The sequence below is a fragment of the Acinetobacter sp. V110_1 genome, from assembly GCF_031798975.1.
In the GTDB taxonomy this organism is placed as follows: domain Bacteria; phylum Pseudomonadota; class Gammaproteobacteria; order Pseudomonadales; family Moraxellaceae; genus Acinetobacter; species Acinetobacter nosocomialis_A.
Window position 1 is genome coordinate 1,170,209 of record NZ_JAVQNN010000030.1, and the last position, 21,727, is coordinate 1,191,935.

The following is a 21,727-nucleotide window of genomic DNA, read 5'->3' on the forward strand; positions in this document are numbered from 1 at the left end:
TTTAGCTGAGTAAAATCCTTTTCAAATTAGGTTATCCCTAGCCAATCTATTACAATAGCATCAGCTTTTTTTTATTCAGCGCATATATTTTGAGCAACTCATCTTCCCAATTAAAACGCGGACTTAAAAATCGCCACATCCAGCTAATCGCTATGGGTGGCGCTGTCGGGACAGGTTTATTTTTAGGCTCTGCACAAGTCATCCAGTCTGCTGGCCCTTCTATTATTTTAGGTTATGCCATTGTCGGTTTGGTCGCATTTTTAATTATGCGCCAAATGGGTGAAATGATCGTAGAAGAACCTGTGGTCGGTTCCTTTAGTTACTTTGCACAAAAATACTGGGGAAGATTCCCCGGGTTTTTATCGGGCTGGAACTATTGGGTAGTGTACATTTTAGTGGCTATGACTGAGCTTACCGCCGTAGCTAAATATGTGCATTATTGGTGGCCTCATATACCTGCGTGGGTTTCGGTTTTATTTTTCTTTGTACTGGTCACGTGCTTGAACTTAGGCAATGTTAAATTTTATGGCGAATCTGAATTTTGGTTAGCCATTATTAAAGTTACCGCAGTCATTGCAATGATTGTGTTTGGCTTATATTTATTGCTTACAGCAGGCAACGGCTCTATAGCGAGCTTTTCAAACCTATGGCAGCATGGCGGATTTTTCCCACATGGCTTTTCGGGTTTGTTTTATATGCTCGCCTTTTTAATGTTTGCATTTGGCGGTATTGAACTGATTGGAATGACCGCTGCTGAAGCTGAGAATCCGGAAAAAAGTATTCCGCAAGCCATTAACCAAGTTATTTTTCGAATCTTAATTTTTTACGTGGCTTCCCTTGCAATTATTATGTCGCTTATTCCTTGGAACCAACTAGACCTTGGTGGTTTAGATAAAAGCCCATTTGTCATGATTTTTAGTCAGCTTGGTATTGGTTGGGCGGCACATTTACTTAACTTTATTATTTTGACTGCTGCACTTTCAGTTTATAACAGCGGCATGTATGCCAACAGCCGTATGTTGTACGGACTAGCGGTCCAAGGTAATGCCCCAAAAGTTTTTGCAAAAGTAAGTAAACAAGGCGTGCCAACAGCCGCTGTTGTTTTCTCTTCTATTCTGATTTTTGGATGTGTTTTACTTAACTATTTTGTACCAGAAGAAGCTTTAAGCCATCTTATGTATATGGCTGTTGCAGCTTTAGTTTTAAACTGGGCTATCATTAGCTTTACCCACTTAAAGTTTAAAAAAGCTATGAAACTTGAAGGCAAAGTTGCCAAGTTCCCTGCTCTATTTTCACCTTTAAGCAATTATGTCGTGCTCGTTTTTATCGGCATGATTTTATACATTATGTGGACTCAAGGTTTTAAAGAATCGGTAATTTTGATTCCAATCTGGATTACTTTAATGCTTGGTTTATATAAAATTTTAAGATTAGATAAATCACTTTGAATGTCTAGAAAGGCTTATTCAAACAGAATAAGCCTTTCTTTTTTTAGGAACTTATAAACAAGCTTGCTCTTACTGCAAATCTGATCAAGCCAAATATTTATCTTGTTTCTGATCATTCACACATCACTTAGTCACTTCTAGGTACAGGTTATTCATTTAAAAATGGTGCTTAAGATCTTTTTAAGAGATGATTATTAAAGTACAAGTGTTTACATGATCTATAAATATTTGTGCCAATGTTCAGCTAAAATCGTGGCTGACCAGGTATATCGTTGCGATCACCAATTAGGAAAAAGACGCTTCGCCATAAGTCGTGTTCTTTACCCACTTTACTGATTTTGCTCCATTCACTGCGTCACTTAATGATGAAAGACAGGAAAAATTTTATGGAAAAAACGCTGCAATGCCCAAAGTGTGGTTCTACAGAAATTGAAACACGTGATCACGACAAACTACTTAAAACCACTGGCGGTGTTTTATTAACAGCTGCGGGAACAACAGCGGGTACCGTAGGCGGTGCTGCAACAGGTGCTTCTATAGGAGCAGCGATTGGTACTGTAGCTGGACCATTAGGTGTAATTGTTGGCGGTACTGTAGGCACATTTGTCGGTGCAATCAGTGCAGGTATTACTGGCGGTGTAGTTGGCAATATTTTTGGTAAAAAAGCAGGTGTAATGATCGACAAAAATATATTTCAGGACTACCGCTGCCTAAAATGTAAATACCGTTTTAAAGTAAAGAAATAACTCTATTTCATTAAGCTTAGTTTTAAAGCTTTTCTCATAATTTTCAAACAAAGGAAAGTTATCATTTAGGTTGCTTTCCTCCCCCTCTTATCTCATCTAATTCAAAGAAAACTTAATTTAATAACAAACTTTTATCGACACTATATTTTATGTGTAAACTATAAAAATCAGTCATTTACTTTACGCTACTCATAAGATATGAAAGAATTGCGGCCTCATATAACTTTTGAAATTTAAAATGAGAAAAATATTATTTTTAAGTTTAGTCAGTATGTTTAGCTCGTATAGCTTTGCAGAAGATAATAATTCGGTTTATAGAGGAATGGGTACTGGGCCTCAGGATTTTTTAAAGTTCCAAATACTCAAACAAAAAGGCTTTTTAGCCAAGAAACCTAATATTTCACGAGCAGACTATAACGATATATACAAACTGAAAAAGCCTTATGAATTTATGGGACAAAACGTTGTACTCATTTCGGATGAATATATGTCTGAATATGTGGGCTGTTGTGTGAGTGAAGGTTGGGGAGCTGTATTTAAGCAAACTTCTAATTTGAAATTGATTGAAAAATTTGCAAAAACAAATCAATGTAGTATCGGACCTATAGAGTCAACTAGTGATTACTATGGCTTTAAAATTCGTTCTCTGCCAAAAGGTAATTATTATGAATTATCATGTCGTGAACGTGACTTAGCTCAGTCTGAATAGATAGGAATTAACCTCAAAATAAGAGCCAAACAAGTTGTTTGGCTCAAAATAATAAAGGAATATATAGTTAACTCAGTAATAAGAAGCCATAATTCAATTATTTATCAAGTCTTTATTGTTGCTGCAAGTCCTACAAAATTAGCACCATCAATCATAATTAAAATACCATGTATTACTATATTTTTAATAGGATACTTTAAATTTTTCTATAAAGGCGCACATAAAAGTATAGATACTAAATGATGTTTCTTTTCATTCAACTTTAAAAGTATAGGTTTTTTTAATTTCATTATTACCACCGCCAAAAAAGTCAGCATAAATACTTATACTGTAAGTTCCTTCATATTTTGGCTTTCCTTTAATTTCTATAATGTTGTATCTCGATAAATCATTCTCTGGCTTGACTGTGATGCCAAGATCCTCTGGTATATCTGTAGTTAATTCAGCATTTTTATCTACAACCTTACCTCCAGAAATCTGAATAAGCTGTCTATACTCCTGATTCACATGAGCTGTTGGAAGTACATCAGGAGTTATAGTATATTTCTTACCACAGCCTGTAAGTACTAATAATATTGAAAAACTAATAGAGTAAATATAGTAATTAGATTTTCCCATCATTAGGCTCTCTTCTTCCTGTTAAATGGATAGAAATTTTATTTCACTTATTAAAAGTTAAGGTCTCTTTTTACTGAACTGTAAAATTATAAGTTTTATTGATCTCATTATTACCCCCTGCATAAAAACCAGCCCAAATATGAATTGTAAATGTACCTTTATACTTTGGAGCTCCCTTGACCTCAATAATATTATAGCCATCTCGATCATTAGCAGGTTGAACTGTTATTCCTAAATCTTCAGGAATATTTGTGTTCAATGGCCGATCATTGTCAACGACTTTACCACCTGAAATATGAATCATCTGATGATATTTCTGATTAACATGAGCAACTGGTAATTCATCAGGTGTAATCGTATATTTCTTACCACAACCTGTAAGTATCAATAATATTGAGAAAATAGCGATAAGTTTAATTTTCATTAGAATCTCTAAAACCAATAATAATTTAAAACTAAGTTAATTCAATAATTAGAATACTATATTTTTTAAATTATTAATTATATTCTTCCCCGATCTTAGATGTTATTTATCTTAGTTCAGACCAATTTAATACATTCTTTATTAACAACCACACTCTCTTTTTATAATTTCTATATTTTTAGCAGCTTCTTGATCTCCTTGATCAGCAGCAATCTGAAGCAATTCAATTGATTTATTAATATTTTTTTCTACACCTCTTCCTTCATAGTACATTCCAGCAAGTATTTTAGCCGCATCTCCATCTTTCCCCTTTATAATAGCTTTGTTATACCAATAGGCAGCCTTTTCATAATCTAAAGGGATCCCATCGCCATTAAAATACATATTACCTAAATTAAACTGTGCACTTAAGTCACCCAAAAGAGCAGCGCTATTAAAAAGATTAAAAGCCTTATTATTATCCTGTTTTACACCAACTCCATCCTTATACATTCTTCCTAAAAAATTAAGAGCTACCCTATTATCTTTTTTCGAAAGCTCAGAAAAAATATCTACAGCCTTAGGAATATTGGTATATTTAGTTCCCTCTGTATAATAAATTACACCTAAATTAGCTTGAGCTTCCTCTTCACCCTGTTCGGCAGCTTTCTTAAACCAATAAACAGCCTTGTCCAAATTTACTTTTTCACCACTTAAACCCTGTTGATATACTACACCCATATTGTATTGGGCAATAGGGTCACCATTTTCTGCATTCTTTTGATATTTACTTAACTCACTATTAGAACTTTTAACTTTTACATTAGATGAATTACACCCCATCAAAGTTAATGTACTAAATATAAATATTGATAAGAAAAATTTCATATTTTAAACTAATAAATCGCCTAATTTAATAAATACGATAATCTACTATAAATTATCGTATTTCCTATTTATATTTAGCATAATATATTTTCTATAAGTTATAACATATTACTTTCAAATCACCTATTAATTACTCACTTTTTCCAAATAAATATCAGCTTCTTGATTCCCAGATAATTTTGCTTTGTGAAACCATTCTTTTGCAGTTTCTATATTTCTTTCAACTCCCTCTCCATTTAGGTATCTAATTCCTAATTGAAGTTGACTATCAGCATCACCTTGTAAAGCAGATTTTCTATAATATTCTACAGATTTTGATAAGTCCTTTTTTACTCCATAACCATTAAGGTACATTATTGCTAAATTATATTGTGATTTTGCATCATTTTGATCAGCGGCTTTTTTATACCAATTAAAAGCCTTTTCATAATCAACATTTAAATCATATTCACCAAATAAGTACACATCTCCCATTTGTGACTGAGCCCGAATATCCCCCTGTTCTGCTGCGCTCTTCAAATTTTCAAATTCAGAATTTGCCGAACTATTAGGGCTATTACACCCTACTAATAGGCTGAATATAAAGATATTTAAATATTTAATCATAATAGACTCAAATTATTAAAAAAATTACTAAAAGCTCATTTTAGAAAGTAAATCTATTTTTATTAAACCGACAACAATTATAATAAAAATATTATATTTAATTAATGAAATACTGTTCTGAGCTTAGATATTATTCATCTAAACCCAGTTCAATTTAATAATTTTTTATCAGCATCCACATTCTTTTTTTATAATTTCTATATTTTTAGCAGCTTCTTGGTCTCCATGATCAGCTGCGAACTGATATAAATTTAGTGCTTTTTCAATATCTTTACTTCCTCCTCTCCCTTCATAATACATTCCAGCAAGGGTATAAGCCGCATCAATATTTTCACCTGTTTGATATGCTCTTTCAAACCATTTTCTAGCTTCAGTAAAATCTTGTTTAACACCTTGTCCTTTAAAATACATTATCCCTAGATTAAACTGTGCACTATTCGATCCTAAATTCGCTGCTTGTTTAAATAAAGATAACGCTTTTTTATAATCTACAGAAGTATCAATACCATCTTTATATATAATTCCTAATTGATTAATTGATTCTGCGTCATTTTTATCCATACCTTCTAAAAAATTTCCATTGATTTTTTAACATTTCTATATTTTGAATTATCACTAATATAAATTACACCCAAATTATATTTAGCATCTTCTTCACCTTGCTTAGCAGCTTTCTCAAACCAATAAACAGCCTTGTCCAAATCTACTTTCTCACCACTTAAACCCTGTTGATATACTACACCCATATTGTATTGGGCAATAGGGTCACCATTTTCTGCATTCTTTTGATATTTACTTAACTCACTATTAGAACTTTTAACTTTTACATTAGATGAATTACACCCCATCAAAGTTAATGTACTAAATATAAATATTGATAAGAAAAATTTCATATTATCTCTCATTTAAAACATGCCTTGATTTGGAAAATTAAGTGGATGATAGCCTATTTGGGATGGAGCATGAGAAATTCTTGGAGCTGCTGGTAATTTATGATCAACAGTTGACTGTTGGTCTTGTGAAGCTTTGAAATTATATTCTCAATCTTTAGTAGTATGTACATGATCATAAAATTATTCTTATTATTAAAATCAGTAATTAGATAGATTATAATTTTCTATAGATATAGGCATATCTTTTCTTAAATTGATCTATGAAAATCCTTCTTTTTGAAACGTTATTTTTTCGTTTATGTTATTTTACGTTGCAAATTGAGCAAGTAGAATTCCTATATAGTAAATTAACACCCATTAATCTATCCGAGATAAAAGATGTTATCAAAAAAAATTTTTCTAACTGTTTGTCTTTTAAGTATCTTAAATTCAGGTTGTGCAAAATCTGTCAATCAAGCTAATGACAATAATGAACAACAGCACTCTAATCAGAATAATATAGATAATATTAATGTAAATGATATCCGATCAAAAGCTGAAAAGGGAGATCCGGAAGCACAGTACAATTTAGGTGTAATGTATGCAGAAGGATATAAAGATATTCAACCCAATATTCTAAAAGCTATTGAATGGTACACTTTATCTGCAAATCAAGGTTATGTTAATGCTCAATATAATTTAGGTTTATTATACATGGGAAATAAGCATATTAAACCAGATTACATCAAAGCAAAATATTGGTATGAGAAAGCTGCAGTACAAGGTGATATTCCATCCTTAAACGAACTTGGAAATTTCTACAGTAAAGGCTTAGGTATTAAGCAGGACTATCAAAAGGCTATTAAATACTACTTAGATGCTGCAAATGCAGGTGATTCAGATGCTCAAACAAATCTTGCCACTATGTTTTTACATGGTAGAGGAGTAACTCAAAACAAGTTAGAAGCTTCTCAATGGTATTTAAAAGCTGCCGTCCAAGGAGATATTGATGCCCAATATAATTTAGGGCTTATGTACTTACTCGGAGATGGTATAAAACAAGATTATCTTCAAGCACAAAAATGGTTTTTGGCAGCTGCAAATCAAGGCGAAAGCAATGCACAATACCATCTCGGGAAAATATATAAAGACGGGCTAGGAGTAGATAAGAACTTATCCTTAGCCCGTACTTGGTTTGAAAAGTCTGCTGAAGCAGGAAACTCTTATGCAGCTCAAGAATTATCCAAGATGAACTAATATCTTTATATTTAGACAGGTTTCTCTTTAATATGTTGAAGGGAAGCCATGTGCTCCCAAATCCCAACTATGACCGGGACCATGAATAATAGATGGGCCATTTGGATTACCAACCATTTCTTTACCTTGACTAATAGTAATACCTCTTGCTTTACTTTTTGACTTATACTCATCTTTATAAATATAAGGGCTTATTTTATCAGTATGTGAGCCCGCACAGTATTTAGATTCTCCTGTTGCCGCACACCCTTCTATATAACCTCTATTAACTTGTCTTTCTCCGTAATGGTAATTACGTTCAAAAACCCCATACTCATAACCTAAACCTACTTTTCGTTCCATTGTTAATGTACTTTCACCATTACCTTTATAATTAGCGTAAATCCCAACACCAACTCCTGCTGTCGCTGAGCCGCCTACAGATTTCCCTGCCGCATATCTTTCAGCTACATCTTTTAAACTTTTACTTGTTGCATACTTTTCATATGTATCTGATGCTGATTTTACACTTCCATATGATCCAATTGAATTTGATGCAAGCCCCCGCGGATCTACCCATTGAGTTGGATCACTTACATAAGCAGAGGTATTAATTCCGCCACTCAAACCAATCGGATCTTTACTCACATATCTTGCACTATGAGGTTCATAATAACGATAACGGTTATAGTGCAGTTCTGTTTCCAGATCGTAATATTGACCTTGAAAGCGTAAATTATTTTGTTCAAATGGATTATCTTGATTTACTGCTTTAATTTCTAATGCTGTTCCCCACGTGTCTTGGAGAATTTCCCATACACATTCACCGCGAGTATTGGTCATGGTTTGTGGTGTTCCGACCTGATCACAGTGGTAAAATGTGATTTGCTCTAAATCAGCACGTTTTTTCCGAGTAGTACTATTCCATACTGTGTCTTTATAAATAGAATATGGTTTTGTTTGATATTCCTGATAATCAGGAGTTTCTATCAGTTGAATGAAATCCTTATAACCTGTTTGTAATAGTGGAACAAAGCTATCAGGTTCATAAATATAGTGCTTTGTATAATTGGTCTGTGCAGATTTAAATGATTCCCATATCATTAAATCGCCATCCCAACCAAATAACGTTAATGCTCTGGCTGTTTTTTTGTAGAGTCGACGACCAAAGACATCGTAACCATATTCTGTAACTAGACCATTATTATCACTTCGAATAAGTCTGTTTTGATTATCCCAAGTCAGTTTAAGGTTTTTGCCCGCTTGAATAATCTCTGTCACATTACCTTGTGCATCGTATTGGTAGTGTTTACCTTTATAACCTTTAATAAGGTTATTTTTAATTTGTGCAGGGCTTACTACCGAGTCAGAATCAATTAAGTTACCTGCTGGGTCAAAATTAAAACTTTCTGTTTTATGTAAACTTTGAGCTGCAATTAAACGCCCAATTGGGTCATATTGATAATTGAGCTTACCCAAACGGCTATCTTCGACTTGACAAAGCAAATAGTTTTGATCGTATTGATAGTGTCTATATACTTGATATTGTAAATAGTCTTGAGTTTCTTGCTCAGGTTGAATTAGCTGTGAACTCAGTAATCCCACATCATTATATTGTTTAGTTTGCATGAGCCCATTTGCTAGTAATCGTGTTGTTTCTCTATGCAAATCATCACGCTGAAATGAAGCAACTTCTTGGTTATTTAAACCAATTGCATAAATATGTCCTGAACCATAAACAAGATGATTCAGTGTATGTCCATCAGGTCGAATTGTTTTAATTAAATTTCCAAGCTCATCATACTCATAATGTAATACTGCTGTGAGCGGTTTCAGCTCTGGAATTTTATAATGCTGGTGCTCTCTAACCAACTGCCCAAGTGCATTGCGATAGAAATCAATTTGGCTAACCTCATTACTGGCTCGGCTCAGTTGGCTATTGAGGTTATAGTCAAATTGTTCCGTTTGTTTCTGCCCTGTATGTAAATGGGTAAAGCTTTTCGAAGCAATTTTCCCATCTGCATAATAGTCAAATTCGGTCAGTATATTTGGTTGACGGATTTGAAATAACCTTCCGTTCTCATTGTAACTATAGTGCTTTTCCTCTCCATCAAAGGCCTGTTCACGTATCAAATATCCATACGGATTGTATCCAAACAAATATTCGGCTTGATTCTGGTTAATCAGCTTTTGAATGCGGCCTTGTTTGTCCCATTGATAAGTTACGCTATGTCGATTGGCATCAATACGCTGCTCTAATAAGCCAACTTGATTGTACTTATATTCCGTTACTAAACCTTTAGTGTCTATATGCTTAAGTAAGCGTCCTTCTTCATCATGCTCAAAGTATTCTTTTAACCCATCAGGATAAATAATACTTTGCAGCTGTCCTTTATCTCGGCCTTTGGTACTGTAAAAATACTGTACAACTTTATTATTTGCAGTTTGTTGAGCTGTCAGTGCACCATCTTCATCATATTCCCATGTACTACTCTTACCTGAGCAATCGGTATATGAAATCATCTGCCCCAATTCATTATATTGAATTTTCTTAACCCCACCTTTTGCATCAATGACTTCAACCAGTTGATTATCATTGTTATATTTGTACTGTGTGATATGCCCTAATGGATTGATTTCCTTACTAAGATTACCATTTTCATCATATTCCCGTTTCCAAATACTGCCTTCTGGGTCTTTAATTTCAACTAAATTACCCTGTTCATTATATGCAAAACGAATTATCCCACCGTTTGGCTGGACAATTTTAACAAGTTGATCTTGATCATTATATTCCTGTTGAGTCTCTCGCCCTTCAAAATCAATTTGACGAGTAATCCGCTTTTGCCCATCACGGCTATACCATGACTCACGCCCATCCGCTAAACGTGTGCGGTAAGTAAACCCATTGAGGTCAAAGTAATAGTAGGTTGGTACATCATAGGCGTCATAAACCGCCACTTGACGTAAGCGCGGGTGCCATTTTAGTTTGGTATGGAAACTACCATCATCCGCCCATTCTTCTACTGCTTTAGCTTTGGCTTCAGTTGATTCATAACGAATATTCTGTCCACGCCCTGTACGGTCTGTATAGCGCGTTAGTTGATGAAAGTGGTTATATTCATAAGTTCTTGTATAGCCATTCTGATCAATAGCTTTAATTAAGTTCCCTTGGGTATCGTATTCATAACGTGCTAATGGTTCGGCTTTATCATCTAAAAACACCGCCATAATTTTAACTTGCTCATTAAAAGCAAATTTTAATTGGTGTTTGGCATGCTCTAATTGAAAATCAACATATTGAAGATAAGCAACCTTTTCAAAAATAAGATAACTTAAGTCAATCTTTTCTTGTGTTTTTTCATTGAATTGTTGAATCAATTGATAAGGCTGGCCAACTGAAAACTGATGGAATTGAAAAGACCAATTTCCACCGAAGTTTAGAACCAAATCTCCATTTTTAAGAGGTTGTACTATTATTCCCTCATAAGGTACTTCATAAGTTTCAAATGTAATAGATGCTGGCAGTTGATGCTTTCGCCCTTTACTATCAATAAATAGATAGCCTTGGGCATTTTGTTGAATCATATTGGAAAATGGCATCATCCAACGTGCACCGACCATGCTTTGATCAAACTCATCCATTTGTGAGTTATATTGCCGTATAAAAGAAAAACCTATTTTTGGTAAATAGAAGTCTGCATGTTGAACCCGTTCAGCACCAATTGAATAGCTAATACTTTTTCCAGATTGTGAATCAGGGCCTTCACATGGAGGAGCATTTAAAGCATCTGCCTGCAAACTTACAAACTCTAAAGTGTCTCCTTTCGTATGCCGTTCATATTCACCCGTCTGGTTGATTGGTACACTTGCATTACCTTTGTTTTCTAATGCTTGTATAGCTTTCAATGTTTCTTGTAATAGCCATGCCAACGTATATTTTTGACTAGCATTTGCTTGTTGCTGTAAAGCTTGACCTAAAGCCGCAATAGCCTGAGTTGCTTCGTGTTGCAAACGACTTGTTATATTTGGTTGTATTTTTGGGGTTAAATTTGCTTGGCTCGGCTTCCCTAATAAATCAATGAGTGGAACAGCCCAGTTAGTAAATTTGAGTTTCGGATCTCGTTTTTCTGCACTTGCACCTGCCGCAGTGGTTATTCCTACATTTATATTTGTTGGTGGGGTAGCCATGCTTTGTAATATAGTTATACCCAACGGCGTAGCACTGGCAAGTAGAGTGCTTAACTTCGCTTGAGTCTCTTTTAAAAAGTTCTCTAAATCTCCAGCGATCATCGCATTGAGATGTAAACCGAACCGCTTAATATCAGTTTCTGTAATTTTTCCATTTTCTCGATATAAGCACTGTGCCATTAAACCAAACATCGGACGTAAAGCCATGCGCGCATGAGCTTCATTACTCGGTTCTGAAAATAAACCTATTAAATTTGCCGCAAGTAATGCCCCACGTTGTACAGCAGCATCACCAGTTTTCTTATCTGTGGCAAAGAGCATTAGATCTAGTACACTACCCGTCAATGCAAAAATATTAGCAACCGCGGTTATATTGGCCTTACTTTTTATTTGTTCTAATGAGGTGTTTCCACACACTTGTAAATAACGCTGAACCTGACTTGCGACCATTTGCAAGTCTGCTACATCCGTCACGCTATTTAAGTTAAAAACAGCAAGTTCAACAGCAGGTTGTTTTTTAATTTCTTTCTGTTGTGTATTCTCTTTAGCCATTAATATAAAACCTTTAATTCATTCAATTACAGCAATATTTTTCTATGTTGGATCGCTCTATTCATCCAAACTACTTTTTTGACTGAATAAAATTATCTAAAACACCTTGATGAATAGGTGAATCTTGATTTGTGGACTTAGATAATTTTGCAGTCATTTGATCACTCAAAAAACCTTGGCCTTGCTCTTTTAGCATTTCAAGAGACTGGCTTGGGTTTATCGCCATTTGACCAAGACTTTTCATTTGATCGGCAGATAAATTGAGATTAAGTTGTTTAGAAACAGTATTGAGCGCGGTATTGGTTACTTGATTTTTAATCTGGCCTACTGCTTGCCCAGCTAAATTATCTAAAGTATTTTTACCCAAGTTTTTGAAACTATTTTTATCAGTTGAAAGAAGATTATTTTGCAACTGAGACATCGTATTTTGGCCTACTGCTCCTAGGGCATTTTTCATTAATCCTTGAACACTTTTGACTGGCTCAGCCCAAGTGTATTTACGATTAAAATCACTGCTTTGTAGCCAAGCACTGGTATTATCCTTCTCAAAAACTACTTTAGCCGGTCCAGGTGCAATACCTGTTACTTGTGCAAAACCATTCCCATCAAGTTTGCCCGTAATTTGCTTACCTAATGAATCAATGACCTTATAGCTATTTTGCTTAAAGAAGTTATCTCCACCATAACTCCGCAGTAGCTCCAATGCTCCCTGCATAGGTTTAGCTTTAGGTAACTCAGGAGCATTGGCGTTTGCACTCGCTCCTCCCATAAACAAATGCTGCCCTGCATTAACTTGGAATTTTCCGCCAGTTTTCGGAAAGATTCCTGAGCCATTTAAGGTAATTTGAGATGAGCCACCCGTAATTTTGACTTCTTTCGGGCTACTAATGATAACCTTGTCATCGGTTGATGAAATTGTAATTCCAAGTTTGCTCAACACATCTAGCGCATCTGCCTGAGCTTGTATTTCTACCTTGCCTTGTGCTGCTACAGCTTTTAGTCCACTTTGCGCTGCAAAGAGGCTGATCTTATTTTGGGCATGTGCAATGACATTCTTTTGAGTACTTATATTGATGCTGTCTCCAGCAATCTGATTGATTTGTGCATCAGCCGAGATATGAATATCTTCGGACGTACTCAAGGCTATGCCATCCGGTGAACTTAAAAGTAGTAAAGCTTTTTCAAATTTAGCGATTTGTTGCTGAATTTGTGAGGCAAAATCTTTTAACTGCTCAATCGATTCTATTTCATCGGTTTTCTGGTTTTTAGCAATGTCGCTCAGTGCTTTACTATTCGTTTGACTCCCTTCAAGTTGCTTTTTGGCAACTTCGGCATCAAGGTGTTCACCTTTGGCATTATCCTGTTTATAGGTGGTTACCAATAAACCTTGCCCCGCACGTAAAGCTCCCCATTGGTCCGTGCGCAGTTCAAAGCCTTCTCCGCGATCTTCACTTTCCGCTTTATCTTTAGGATGGCTCAGTTTCCCCAGATTTAACTGGCTTGCACCATGACTGCTTTGTAGCTGGGTACTAATTTGTCCTGATGTATCATCAAATCTGAGTTGTCCAAAACCACCACCCGACACTTCTTTGGAACGAATACCACTCAGCTTTTTCGTATCGGGAAGCTTACCTTTGTTATCAAATTTGGTTGGATGGCGCTGTGCCTCATGCACTCGACCCATCACAAACGGTCGGTCAATATCGCCATTAAAGAAGTTAATAACGACAATTTCACCAATACGCGGTAAAAAACGTGCACCGTAACCTTCTCCAGCCCACGGCGTTAGAACGTCAATCCAAGCCGAATCGGTGTCATTGTTATTGGTTCCAGCCCCCCCATCATGGCTATGGTCATCACTACGCGTAAACAGGAAACGGACTTTAATACGTCCCCATTCATCTACATAGATTTCTTCACCTTCAGGACCCACCACTTTCGCACGTTGTGGATGAGTGGCAGGACTATGAGTTTGCGGGTTATACGCTGGTGTAGTTGGAATATGACGACGTTGTAAAATCAACTGATTGGCTTGGCGCTCGTCGGTATTACTCGCTTGCCAATCACTTTGTTGAACTAAAGTCTGGATTTGCTGGTTTAAATCTTTGGGTAAATTATTTTGGTTATAGTAGTTCTTACCTACAATTAAAAACTCTTTATCTGCACCGTCATGCTGATCTATTTCAGGATGTTCATTGAGTTCAAACCAATAGCCGACTTGGGTATCTCGTACTGTGGTTTTAGCAATAAACTGCTTAGACTGGGCATCGTAGTAAGCACTTAGGTTCTGATTGAACTTTTCTAGTTGTTGATTACTTGCTGAGGTTGCCCCATCTTCGCCTTTTAAATCTTGCATCCATGCCGGACTATAGTGCCATGCTTCTTCGAGGCTTAAGCTCTGGTTGTCATAGTTAGAGCTATGTTGATGTTTACTTTGGACACTACCTACCCCATCAGTTTGCTCTAATACATCTGACTGCCAGCGCTGCACAAAAACAGAGGTCGGCTGTAAACTACGATCAGCCATGAGGCTGGTCATGCTATCGGATTGTTCAGTTGCACTGCTGCGATGGTAACGAATCGCTCTTCTCGTCAGTGCTTCATATTGGTTATTATCATCAATCAGACGTAATTTTTGTGGCTGAATATGGTCCGTATTGCTCTCTACAGTAAGCTCAGCTTCGTCAATGAGCCAGCTCATGCCTTCACTACGCCATAAGCGAGTTAAAAAGTCATAGTCACTTTCATTGAGCTGCATAACAAAAGGACGGACATCGTAGGTCTGTTTCAAGCCGCTCAAATCTAGAGTCAGACTAGAAGCAAATAATGGGCTTTTCCCCTGCCATTCCTGAAATAGAATTTCACTAATTTCTTTTACATTCTTGTTCATAAACACACGACTATTTCTGCGTTTATGCCAGAGATAAGTTGGATCACTTACAGCGAGCTTATATAAAGTTAAAGCACCATCACTTTGTCCCTGAGATGCTCCAGTAATAATACCAGTCGTACGGAAAAAATTTCCTCGGTCTGTTACTTGGTCAACAGCGACTTGCACTCCAATAAATGTTTTGAGTGGAATATGAGCATTTGTTGATAAACAAATCAGCTCTGCTGTCATGCCCTGATTAAGATAATGTTGCCCATCTATGCGTTGTAAAAAGACCTGACTATTCAGGGATGCATCTGAAAACTGGAGATACACCGAACGATGTTGTGAGAGAAAACCAACACTCTCTAAAATCTGGGTAATATTATTAAACATCACTTTATTTATAAATTTGAGTTACAATCAACTATATTTTATTAAAAATAGACAGATTTGTCTATCTCGTTTGTATTAACTTCAGTTTTAACCTTAGTTTTATAACTATTTTTATAGAAAAAATATAAAGCTAAAACTTAAGTAAATAGTAATAATTCAGTAGGGCCTAGTACTACAGTTCAAATTATCATTATTAAAACAAATCATAATAAATCCCCCTAAAGTCATATACTGAATAATTAGTATGAGTTTTTTCCCCTATCCCACAGGCATAAAAAACCGCTCCACCACCACATCTCTTTCATCCAAACAATCTGTACTTAAAAACTCAAACATCAAACCATCGATTAGGTTTAAAACCATATCGGCACTCGGCCTTAAGTCACGGGTTTCAATACTAAAAATCAAGTCAAAAATTTCATGATGCAGCCATTTTCGATATTCAACTGCCATACGGTAAGCTTGAGGATAAGCCACTTTAATTTCAAAAAAGGCTTTAAGTAATAAGTGGTATAAGCTGTTGTAATTAACATGTAAAACTATAATTTCTTTAAGCTTATCGGTTGATGTGCGGTAATCGCTTGAATAAATAATGGCGAGCACTTCTTCTTTTAGTAAGCTTTTTTGAAAGGCAATACACATTTCAATCAAACCCTCTTTTGAACGAAAGTAGTTATAAAGTGTGGCCTTTTGAACTTCAGACTCTTTCGCAATCAGGTCTACACCTGCTGTGTGAAACCCATAGGTTGTAAAGAGGCAGATGGCAGTTCGAATAATGTGTACTTTTTTGGAAGATGTTTCTAAGTTTCGCATAGTTTTACCGTTATAAAGTTCTTGTTGTTTCTAAAAGAGAAAAAAGCCTGTGCCTCTTTTGGGAGAAAAAAAGGCACAGCAAAGCCGTAAAGACTGTGCTTGGCACATCTCAAGTTTTATTGTTGATGCAAATTTTTGAGCCGTAATGACTTAAAGCCTGAAAACCCTAAAGGGCATCAAGCTGCTTTAAATTGTTAAGTTGTGTCGTTATAGCTTTTGGCAAAGGTTGCCAAGAAATGATGGATGTGCAAAGCCAACTCCTTTTTTATTGGGAGTTCTGCCAAAACATTAAAATTATGGTGGCAGAACGAAAGGGGGTTGACGAACTGGTCACACGAGGCCAGCACACCCGTAGGTGTCCCCCTTCCGTCCTACCGCTACGAGAGGGAGACGAGGAGTTGCACAAAACTATCCCTCAGAAGGAATAATTCTGATACTCGTGTGATTGCGGTTCGTCAAAACCGACTGGCAATGTGGCCAGCAGGCAAAGAATAGTTCCCAACCCTCTTACAGTCAAGCACACAAAATGACATTTGTTTTAAATTAGATCATTAAAAAAGTAAGGCTAAATAATCAACAAGTTATTGTTAATTTGAGGTTTATAAAGCAGCTTAGTGATAGGCTGCTTTGAAACTATACAAGTATTTTGTATAAGGGAGGATTATGTTGATTTTAGAAATAGTTTGAAAAGCGACCTCTAATAATCTTTGATTGTTTCTTTTCAAGAAGAATTAAAAATCCCCAATAACATAGACCAGGAAATAATATGAATATAATAAAAGATATATCGGTATACATCATCCACCATTTTGGAGATGCTTCTCCCTCCATAGATTCCATATAATTTATTTTTGGAGAAATTTCTCCTGTAAAAAGCCATCCTAAGAAAAAGAAAAATAGCGAGGTAATAATTACCGAATTAATACAGATGGTCCAGATGTTGAGATAATTATAATGATTTAAAAGAATGGAAAAAATAAAGCTAAAGGGTACGGTCAAAATACAATAAGCTAAATAAACAAGACTATAACCTACGATACTAAGAAAAAATGCAGAAAAGATATCTAAGCTAAGTCTAACGTTATCCACATCCATAAATTTAAAAAAGAAATGCCATAAAAGTAATGGCAATGGAGTAAGCAATAAAGCTTTTTTAATTTGTTCACTTGAGTATTTCATTAACTTGATGTTCTTATGTATTCAACAATTATATTATGATTATATATTATTAAAGAAAGCCATAAATAATTCACTTAATAAATTTTAATTAAAATACAATGTACTAAATAAAACAAAGCTAAGTCACGATTACCGTGACTTAGCTTTGAAAAATAATTTTAACTAAAAATTACTTATTTGATGTCTGCAAATTCAGAAACAGGCTTGTTCACTTCAACTTTTGTGCCACCGAATTTTTCACTCACGAATTTTTGCACTTTCGGTAAGTGGTAAAGTTCACCAAGTTTCGTATAGATCGGGTCATTTTTGTTTGCTTCAGCTACGCCCAATAAATTGACATAAAGCTTAGTAGACTGATCAATTGGCTCACGGAAGATAGCATCTTTCATTACATTAAGACCACCCTCAAGTGCCAATGTATTACCAAGTACAATTGCATCTACATCGTTTTTAACACGAACTGCTGTAGTCATTTGAATTGGTTTTAATTGTAAATTTTTAGGGTTTTCAGCAATGTCGTTCGTAGTTCCTTTTACAGGATCAAAGTTTGGTTTAAGTTTAATCAGTTTAGCTGATTGTAATAATATTAATGCACGAGCTTCGTTAGCAGTATCGTTTGGAATTGCAATGGTCGCGCCTTGTTGGAATTCATCAACAGTTTTAATTTTATTTGCATAAATACTCATTGGTTCCAAGTAAGTTGTTGCAACAGCAGCAACTTTAGCTTGATTTGAAGCATTGTATGCTGCCAAATAGTTGAACGACTGGAACGCATTTACATCTTGTTCACCATTTGCAACAGATGTATTGAGCACAACATAGTCAGTCAAATTGGTCACTTGAAGTTTAATACCCGCTTCTTTAGTCTCAGGAAGCGTTGCAACATATTTCCATACATCCGTATCTGAACCTGTTGAAACCAGTTTAATTGTTCGAACAGACTCAGTTTTGTCTTTGGTTGTTGCAGTATTTTCAGTTTGTGCAGGTTGTTTATTACATGCAGTCAGTGTTAGTACAGATGCGCTGAACAATACACTAAATAATTTTTTCATAGGTAAATCCTAAAATAGGAAACGCCTACCCTACAAAAGAGTGAGACATTCCCAACCATTGGGTCGAAATGCAATATTTGGCCGGAAATAATTTCCAGATATAGGGTTTAGAAGCCTGAATTCAGCACTATTCATTCCTTGAACTTGCTCGCTAAACAATAGAATTATGTTTTGAAACAGCCTCTAAATATGGGATCATCATATATCAACAAGTGAATATTCTACAAATAACTTGTTCAATTCTGATGTATAGTCATGCTCACAGCAACATATTGAAAACATAAACATTTTTCAAATACCACATACATATTTGATTTATATGAAATTTTCAGGATTTGTTATCACCTTTTTAGCTAAATACGGGTGAAATTTATATTTTTTGCATATAAAAGCCTTTCCTTCTACAGGTCTTTCGAATTTGAGGAAGCGATAAAAGTCACATTAAAAACATAAGCTATTTATATAAATTATTTTTTATTATTTAAGTTTTTACTAACAATAAATTTTATCAAGATAACTTGTATTAATTCTAAGTAAAGTGAACAACAGGAAATGAATGATGCAGCAAAATTTCAGTTCAAATTAGAATTACTACTAAATTTACAATCACAATAAGTCACCAATGCCTTTAAACCTATTATTTATACTTCTCGCGATAAGCTTTCTGTCTCGAATAATTCAACAGAAAAGTGCTAATAAATTATTGCTCGCTTTTCATTCTATTTATTTCAATTCATAAAAAATATATAATAATCTCAATAGCTTTCTAATTATCTATTACCTTCATTCATGATCATATATTTTCAATAAAGAGAATAAAATGCAAGACCAAGCTTTAACCTCACTTCCTCAAGATTTAAATGAGGATCAAAATATTACAACTCCACCAATTTCACACTCAGGAATTTATCATTTTAAGTTTCATGGTAATGCCTCAGAATATTTTGGAATCTGGATCGTTAATATTCTTTTGACTATTATTACTTTAAGCTTATATGCGCCTTGGGCTAAAGTTCGTCGCTTACGCTATTTCTATGGTAATACAGAATTTTTTGAACGCCGCTTTGATTTTACTGGTATTCCAACCAAGATTTTGATTGGACGTTTAATTGCATTAGGAATTTACGTAGTATTTGCAATTTCATCACAGTATTCAATGATTGCGACTGTGGTTGGACTAGTTGCATTATATACAGCAGTACCTTGGCTAATTCGCGCTACTTTGCGTTTTACTGCAAGAAATAGTAAGTTCGGCAATACACGTTTTTATTTTGGTGGAACGATAAAAGAATCTTATAAAGTCTTTCTTTTGAGTATATTAGTATATATTTTCACTCTAGGAATCTTTACTCCTGTAGCTATTTGGCTATATAAAAAATATTATCTTAACAACTTATATGCTGGACAATTAAATTTTAAATTAAACGCGAAATGGTCTGCATATATGGCTGCAGTTTATATCCCCCTTTTTATTGCAATTGGTATAATTGCTATTTTTTCAACTATTTACTTTGCTATTGCTGGAGCAGTTTCTGGGTTCTCACCGAACGCTATAATTTTCGGAATAGTTATGGTATATGCATTTATTGGATTATTTATTTATCCATTAATTGCTGCTCGTCTTTTTATTACTACATGGAACAATACTACAATTGGAAACAGTCAATTTAAAACAGACTGTAACCAATGGCGTTTTGCATGGATTGTAGCATCGAACTGGATTGTAAAAATCTTAACCATAGGTTTAATGTCTGCTTGGGCTGCGGTTCGTATTCACAAATACCAGATTGAATCGATGAGTTTAATTTTATTAGATGATCCAGATCAAATGATGAATCTAGCTCAACAAGAGCAAAGTGCTTTAGCTGAAGAAATCAGTGATATTTTTGATATCGACATCTCTTTATAATAATCTGAGTTTAATAATTTATGTCCCACGCAGTAGATATCACTTTCTATGATGGCCTAGTGTCTAAACCACACCGTGCTCAGATTTCAGCTCAATCTGAATCTGAAGTTTTAATTCGGTATGGTGAGCAATTAGAACAACAGCGTCATTATCAATATACTGATATGAAATTGATTGGTGCGCTGGGACAGTTACACCCAGTAATTGAATTATCTGATGATGCACGAATTGAATTTCATAGTGCATTACCTGAATGGTTTAATTACGCAACTAAAAAGGTTCAACATTCGATCTGGAAATTTGAACGTTCTCCGGGTCTTATTCTTTTTAGTGTAATTTTTGTGATTACTTTCGCAATCAGTCTAGTCAAATGGGGTGTTCCAGCCACATCTCATTATCTTGCTTTTCAATTACCTGAGAATACTTTAAAGAAACTAGGCAATGAAGCCGAGAATTATGTATTAAATAATTGGACTGCACCCAGCCAATTGACACAAACCCAAAAAGACCAAATTACTAAACAGTATTTGAATACTGTTGCTGAAAACAGACCAGCTAAATTAGTCTTTCGTAAAGGCGATCAGTTAGGGGCAAATGCTGTAGCACTACCCAATAATACAATTATTATCACAGATGAACTGATCAAATTGGCACATACTAATCAGGAAATCTTAGGCGTATTAGCCCATGAACAAGGCCATTTGGTTTATCGCCATAGTTTACAACAAGGGTTAACTAGTTTAGGTCTAAGTATATTATACATTGCAATGACAGGAGATAATTCAGACTTATTTACCTCATTACCAGCCGCTATGATTGGTGCAAATTACTCACGGAAATTTGAGTCCGAAGCCGATCGATATGCTTTACAGTTGATGGATAGAAAGCATATCGAAGTCTCACACTTTGCAAATTTCTTACAACGTTTAAGCGATACAACAGAAGAAAGTATCGATAAAAAGAATCAGTCCAATCCACAAACTTCTCAAGAAGAATCTTCAGCTAATAAATTATCTACAGCTGTTCTTGATACTTTATCCTCTCATCCTGCAACTGAAGAGCGTATTCGAATGGTTCATGATTTTGAGAAAAAACAAAGGCTAAATATTAAATAGTAGAAAATGAGGATTCATTCCCAAGACACTATGAAAGATAAAATTAAACTGAAATCTAATTCTGCCCCCCTCAATCCAAATATTTATATAGGTTTCTAAGCATTAAATCATTCACATAAAAAAAG

15 protein-coding genes and 1 pseudogene are annotated in these 21,727 nt (G+C 35.1%); 6 read left to right on the forward strand and 10 right to left on the reverse strand.

All coding sequences use genetic code 11. The features are described 5' to 3' along the window. Nucleotides 1–89: 89 nt before the first annotated feature. From RMA95_RS16445 to RMA95_RS16455, 3 genes are all read left to right on the forward strand, one after another. A complete protein-coding gene (locus tag RMA95_RS16445) occupies nt 90–1,448 on the forward strand; it encodes an amino acid permease (protein WP_263613247.1) in 1,359 nt (452 codons plus the stop codon). A 386-nt stretch (nt 1,449–1,834) separates the two neighbouring features. Next, complete coding sequence (locus RMA95_RS16450; RefSeq protein ID WP_000416091.1) at nt 1,835–2,194, forward strand: hypothetical protein; 360 nt, start codon at nt 1,835–1,837, stop codon at nt 2,192–2,194. A gap of 238 nt (nt 2,195–2,432) precedes the next feature. Beyond that, the gene (locus RMA95_RS16455; RefSeq protein ID WP_311071954.1) at nt 2,433–2,903 is read left to right on the forward strand and encodes a hypothetical protein; all 471 of its coding nucleotides are present in this window, start codon (nt 2,433–2,435) and stop codon (nt 2,901–2,903) included. Nucleotides 2,904–3,155: 252 nt separating this feature from the next. On the opposite strand, the gene RMA95_RS16460 is transcribed toward RMA95_RS16455, so the two are convergent. The 5 genes and pseudogenes from RMA95_RS16460 to RMA95_RS16480 all read right to left on the reverse strand — a co-directional run bounded on the left by RMA95_RS16460 (nt 3,156) and on the right by RMA95_RS16480 (nt 6,323). Further along, nucleotides 3,156–3,524 carry a hypothetical protein gene (locus RMA95_RS16460; RefSeq protein ID WP_311071956.1) on the reverse strand — a complete coding sequence of 123 codons (369 nt, stop codon included), beginning with the start codon at nt 3,522–3,524 and terminating at the stop codon, nt 3,156–3,158. 67 nt (nt 3,525–3,591) lie between these two features. Next, complete coding sequence (locus RMA95_RS16465) at nt 3,592–3,945, reverse strand: hypothetical protein (protein WP_311071958.1); 354 nt, start codon at nt 3,943–3,945, stop codon at nt 3,592–3,594. A gap of 141 nt (nt 3,946–4,086) precedes the next feature. Beyond that, a complete protein-coding gene (locus RMA95_RS16470; protein ID WP_311071960.1) occupies nt 4,087–4,812 on the reverse strand; it encodes a tetratricopeptide repeat protein in 726 nt (241 codons plus the stop codon). A gap of 126 nt (nt 4,813–4,938) precedes the next feature. Beyond that, nucleotides 4,939–5,418 carry a tetratricopeptide repeat protein gene (locus RMA95_RS16475; RefSeq protein ID WP_311071963.1) on the reverse strand — a complete coding sequence of 160 codons (480 nt, stop codon included), beginning with the start codon at nt 5,416–5,418 and terminating at the stop codon, nt 4,939–4,941. Nucleotides 5,419–5,586: 168 nt separating this feature from the next. After that, a pseudogene (locus tag RMA95_RS16480) lies at nt 5,587–6,323 on the reverse strand (tetratricopeptide repeat protein). A gap of 366 nt (nt 6,324–6,689) precedes the next feature. Here RMA95_RS16480 and RMA95_RS16485 point away from each other — a divergent pair. Then, complete coding sequence (locus RMA95_RS16485; RefSeq protein ID WP_107973765.1) at nt 6,690–7,547, forward strand: tetratricopeptide repeat protein; 858 nt, start codon at nt 6,690–6,692, stop codon at nt 7,545–7,547. 27 nt (nt 7,548–7,574) lie between these two features. On the opposite strand, the gene RMA95_RS16490 is transcribed toward RMA95_RS16485, so the two are convergent. The 5 genes from RMA95_RS16490 to RMA95_RS16510 all read right to left on the reverse strand — a co-directional run bounded on the left by RMA95_RS16490 (nt 7,575) and on the right by RMA95_RS16510 (nt 18,578). Further along, complete coding sequence (locus RMA95_RS16490; protein WP_311071966.1) at nt 7,575–12,269, reverse strand: RHS repeat-associated core domain-containing protein; 4,695 nt, start codon at nt 12,267–12,269, stop codon at nt 7,575–7,577. Nucleotides 12,270–12,339: 70 nt separating this feature from the next. Beyond that, nucleotides 12,340–15,534, reverse strand: coding sequence for a type VI secretion system Vgr family protein (locus tag RMA95_RS16495; protein WP_311071968.1), 3,195 nt, complete (start codon nt 15,532–15,534; stop codon nt 12,340–12,342). Nucleotides 15,535–15,792: 258 nt separating this feature from the next. Next, the gene (locus tag RMA95_RS16500) at nt 15,793–16,347 is read right to left on the reverse strand and encodes a TetR/AcrR family transcriptional regulator (RefSeq protein ID WP_311071970.1); all 555 of its coding nucleotides are present in this window, start codon (nt 16,345–16,347) and stop codon (nt 15,793–15,795) included. A 672-nt stretch (nt 16,348–17,019) separates the two neighbouring features. Next, complete coding sequence (locus RMA95_RS16505) at nt 17,020–17,526, reverse strand: hypothetical protein (RefSeq protein WP_311071973.1); 507 nt, start codon at nt 17,524–17,526, stop codon at nt 17,020–17,022. A gap of 173 nt (nt 17,527–17,699) precedes the next feature. After that, nucleotides 17,700–18,578, reverse strand: coding sequence for a MetQ/NlpA family ABC transporter substrate-binding protein (locus tag RMA95_RS16510; RefSeq protein ID WP_311071974.1), 879 nt, complete (start codon nt 18,576–18,578; stop codon nt 17,700–17,702). Between the two features lie 820 nt (nt 18,579–19,398). Here RMA95_RS16510 and RMA95_RS16515 point away from each other — a divergent pair. Beyond that, the gene (locus RMA95_RS16515; protein ID WP_311071976.1) at nt 19,399–20,487 is read left to right on the forward strand and encodes a YjgN family protein; all 1,089 of its coding nucleotides are present in this window, start codon (nt 19,399–19,401) and stop codon (nt 20,485–20,487) included. 20 nt (nt 20,488–20,507) lie between these two features. Next, nucleotides 20,508–21,602, forward strand: coding sequence for a M48 family metallopeptidase (locus RMA95_RS16520; RefSeq protein ID WP_311071978.1), 1,095 nt, complete (start codon nt 20,508–20,510; stop codon nt 21,600–21,602). Nucleotides 21,603–21,727: the final 125 nt, after the last annotated feature.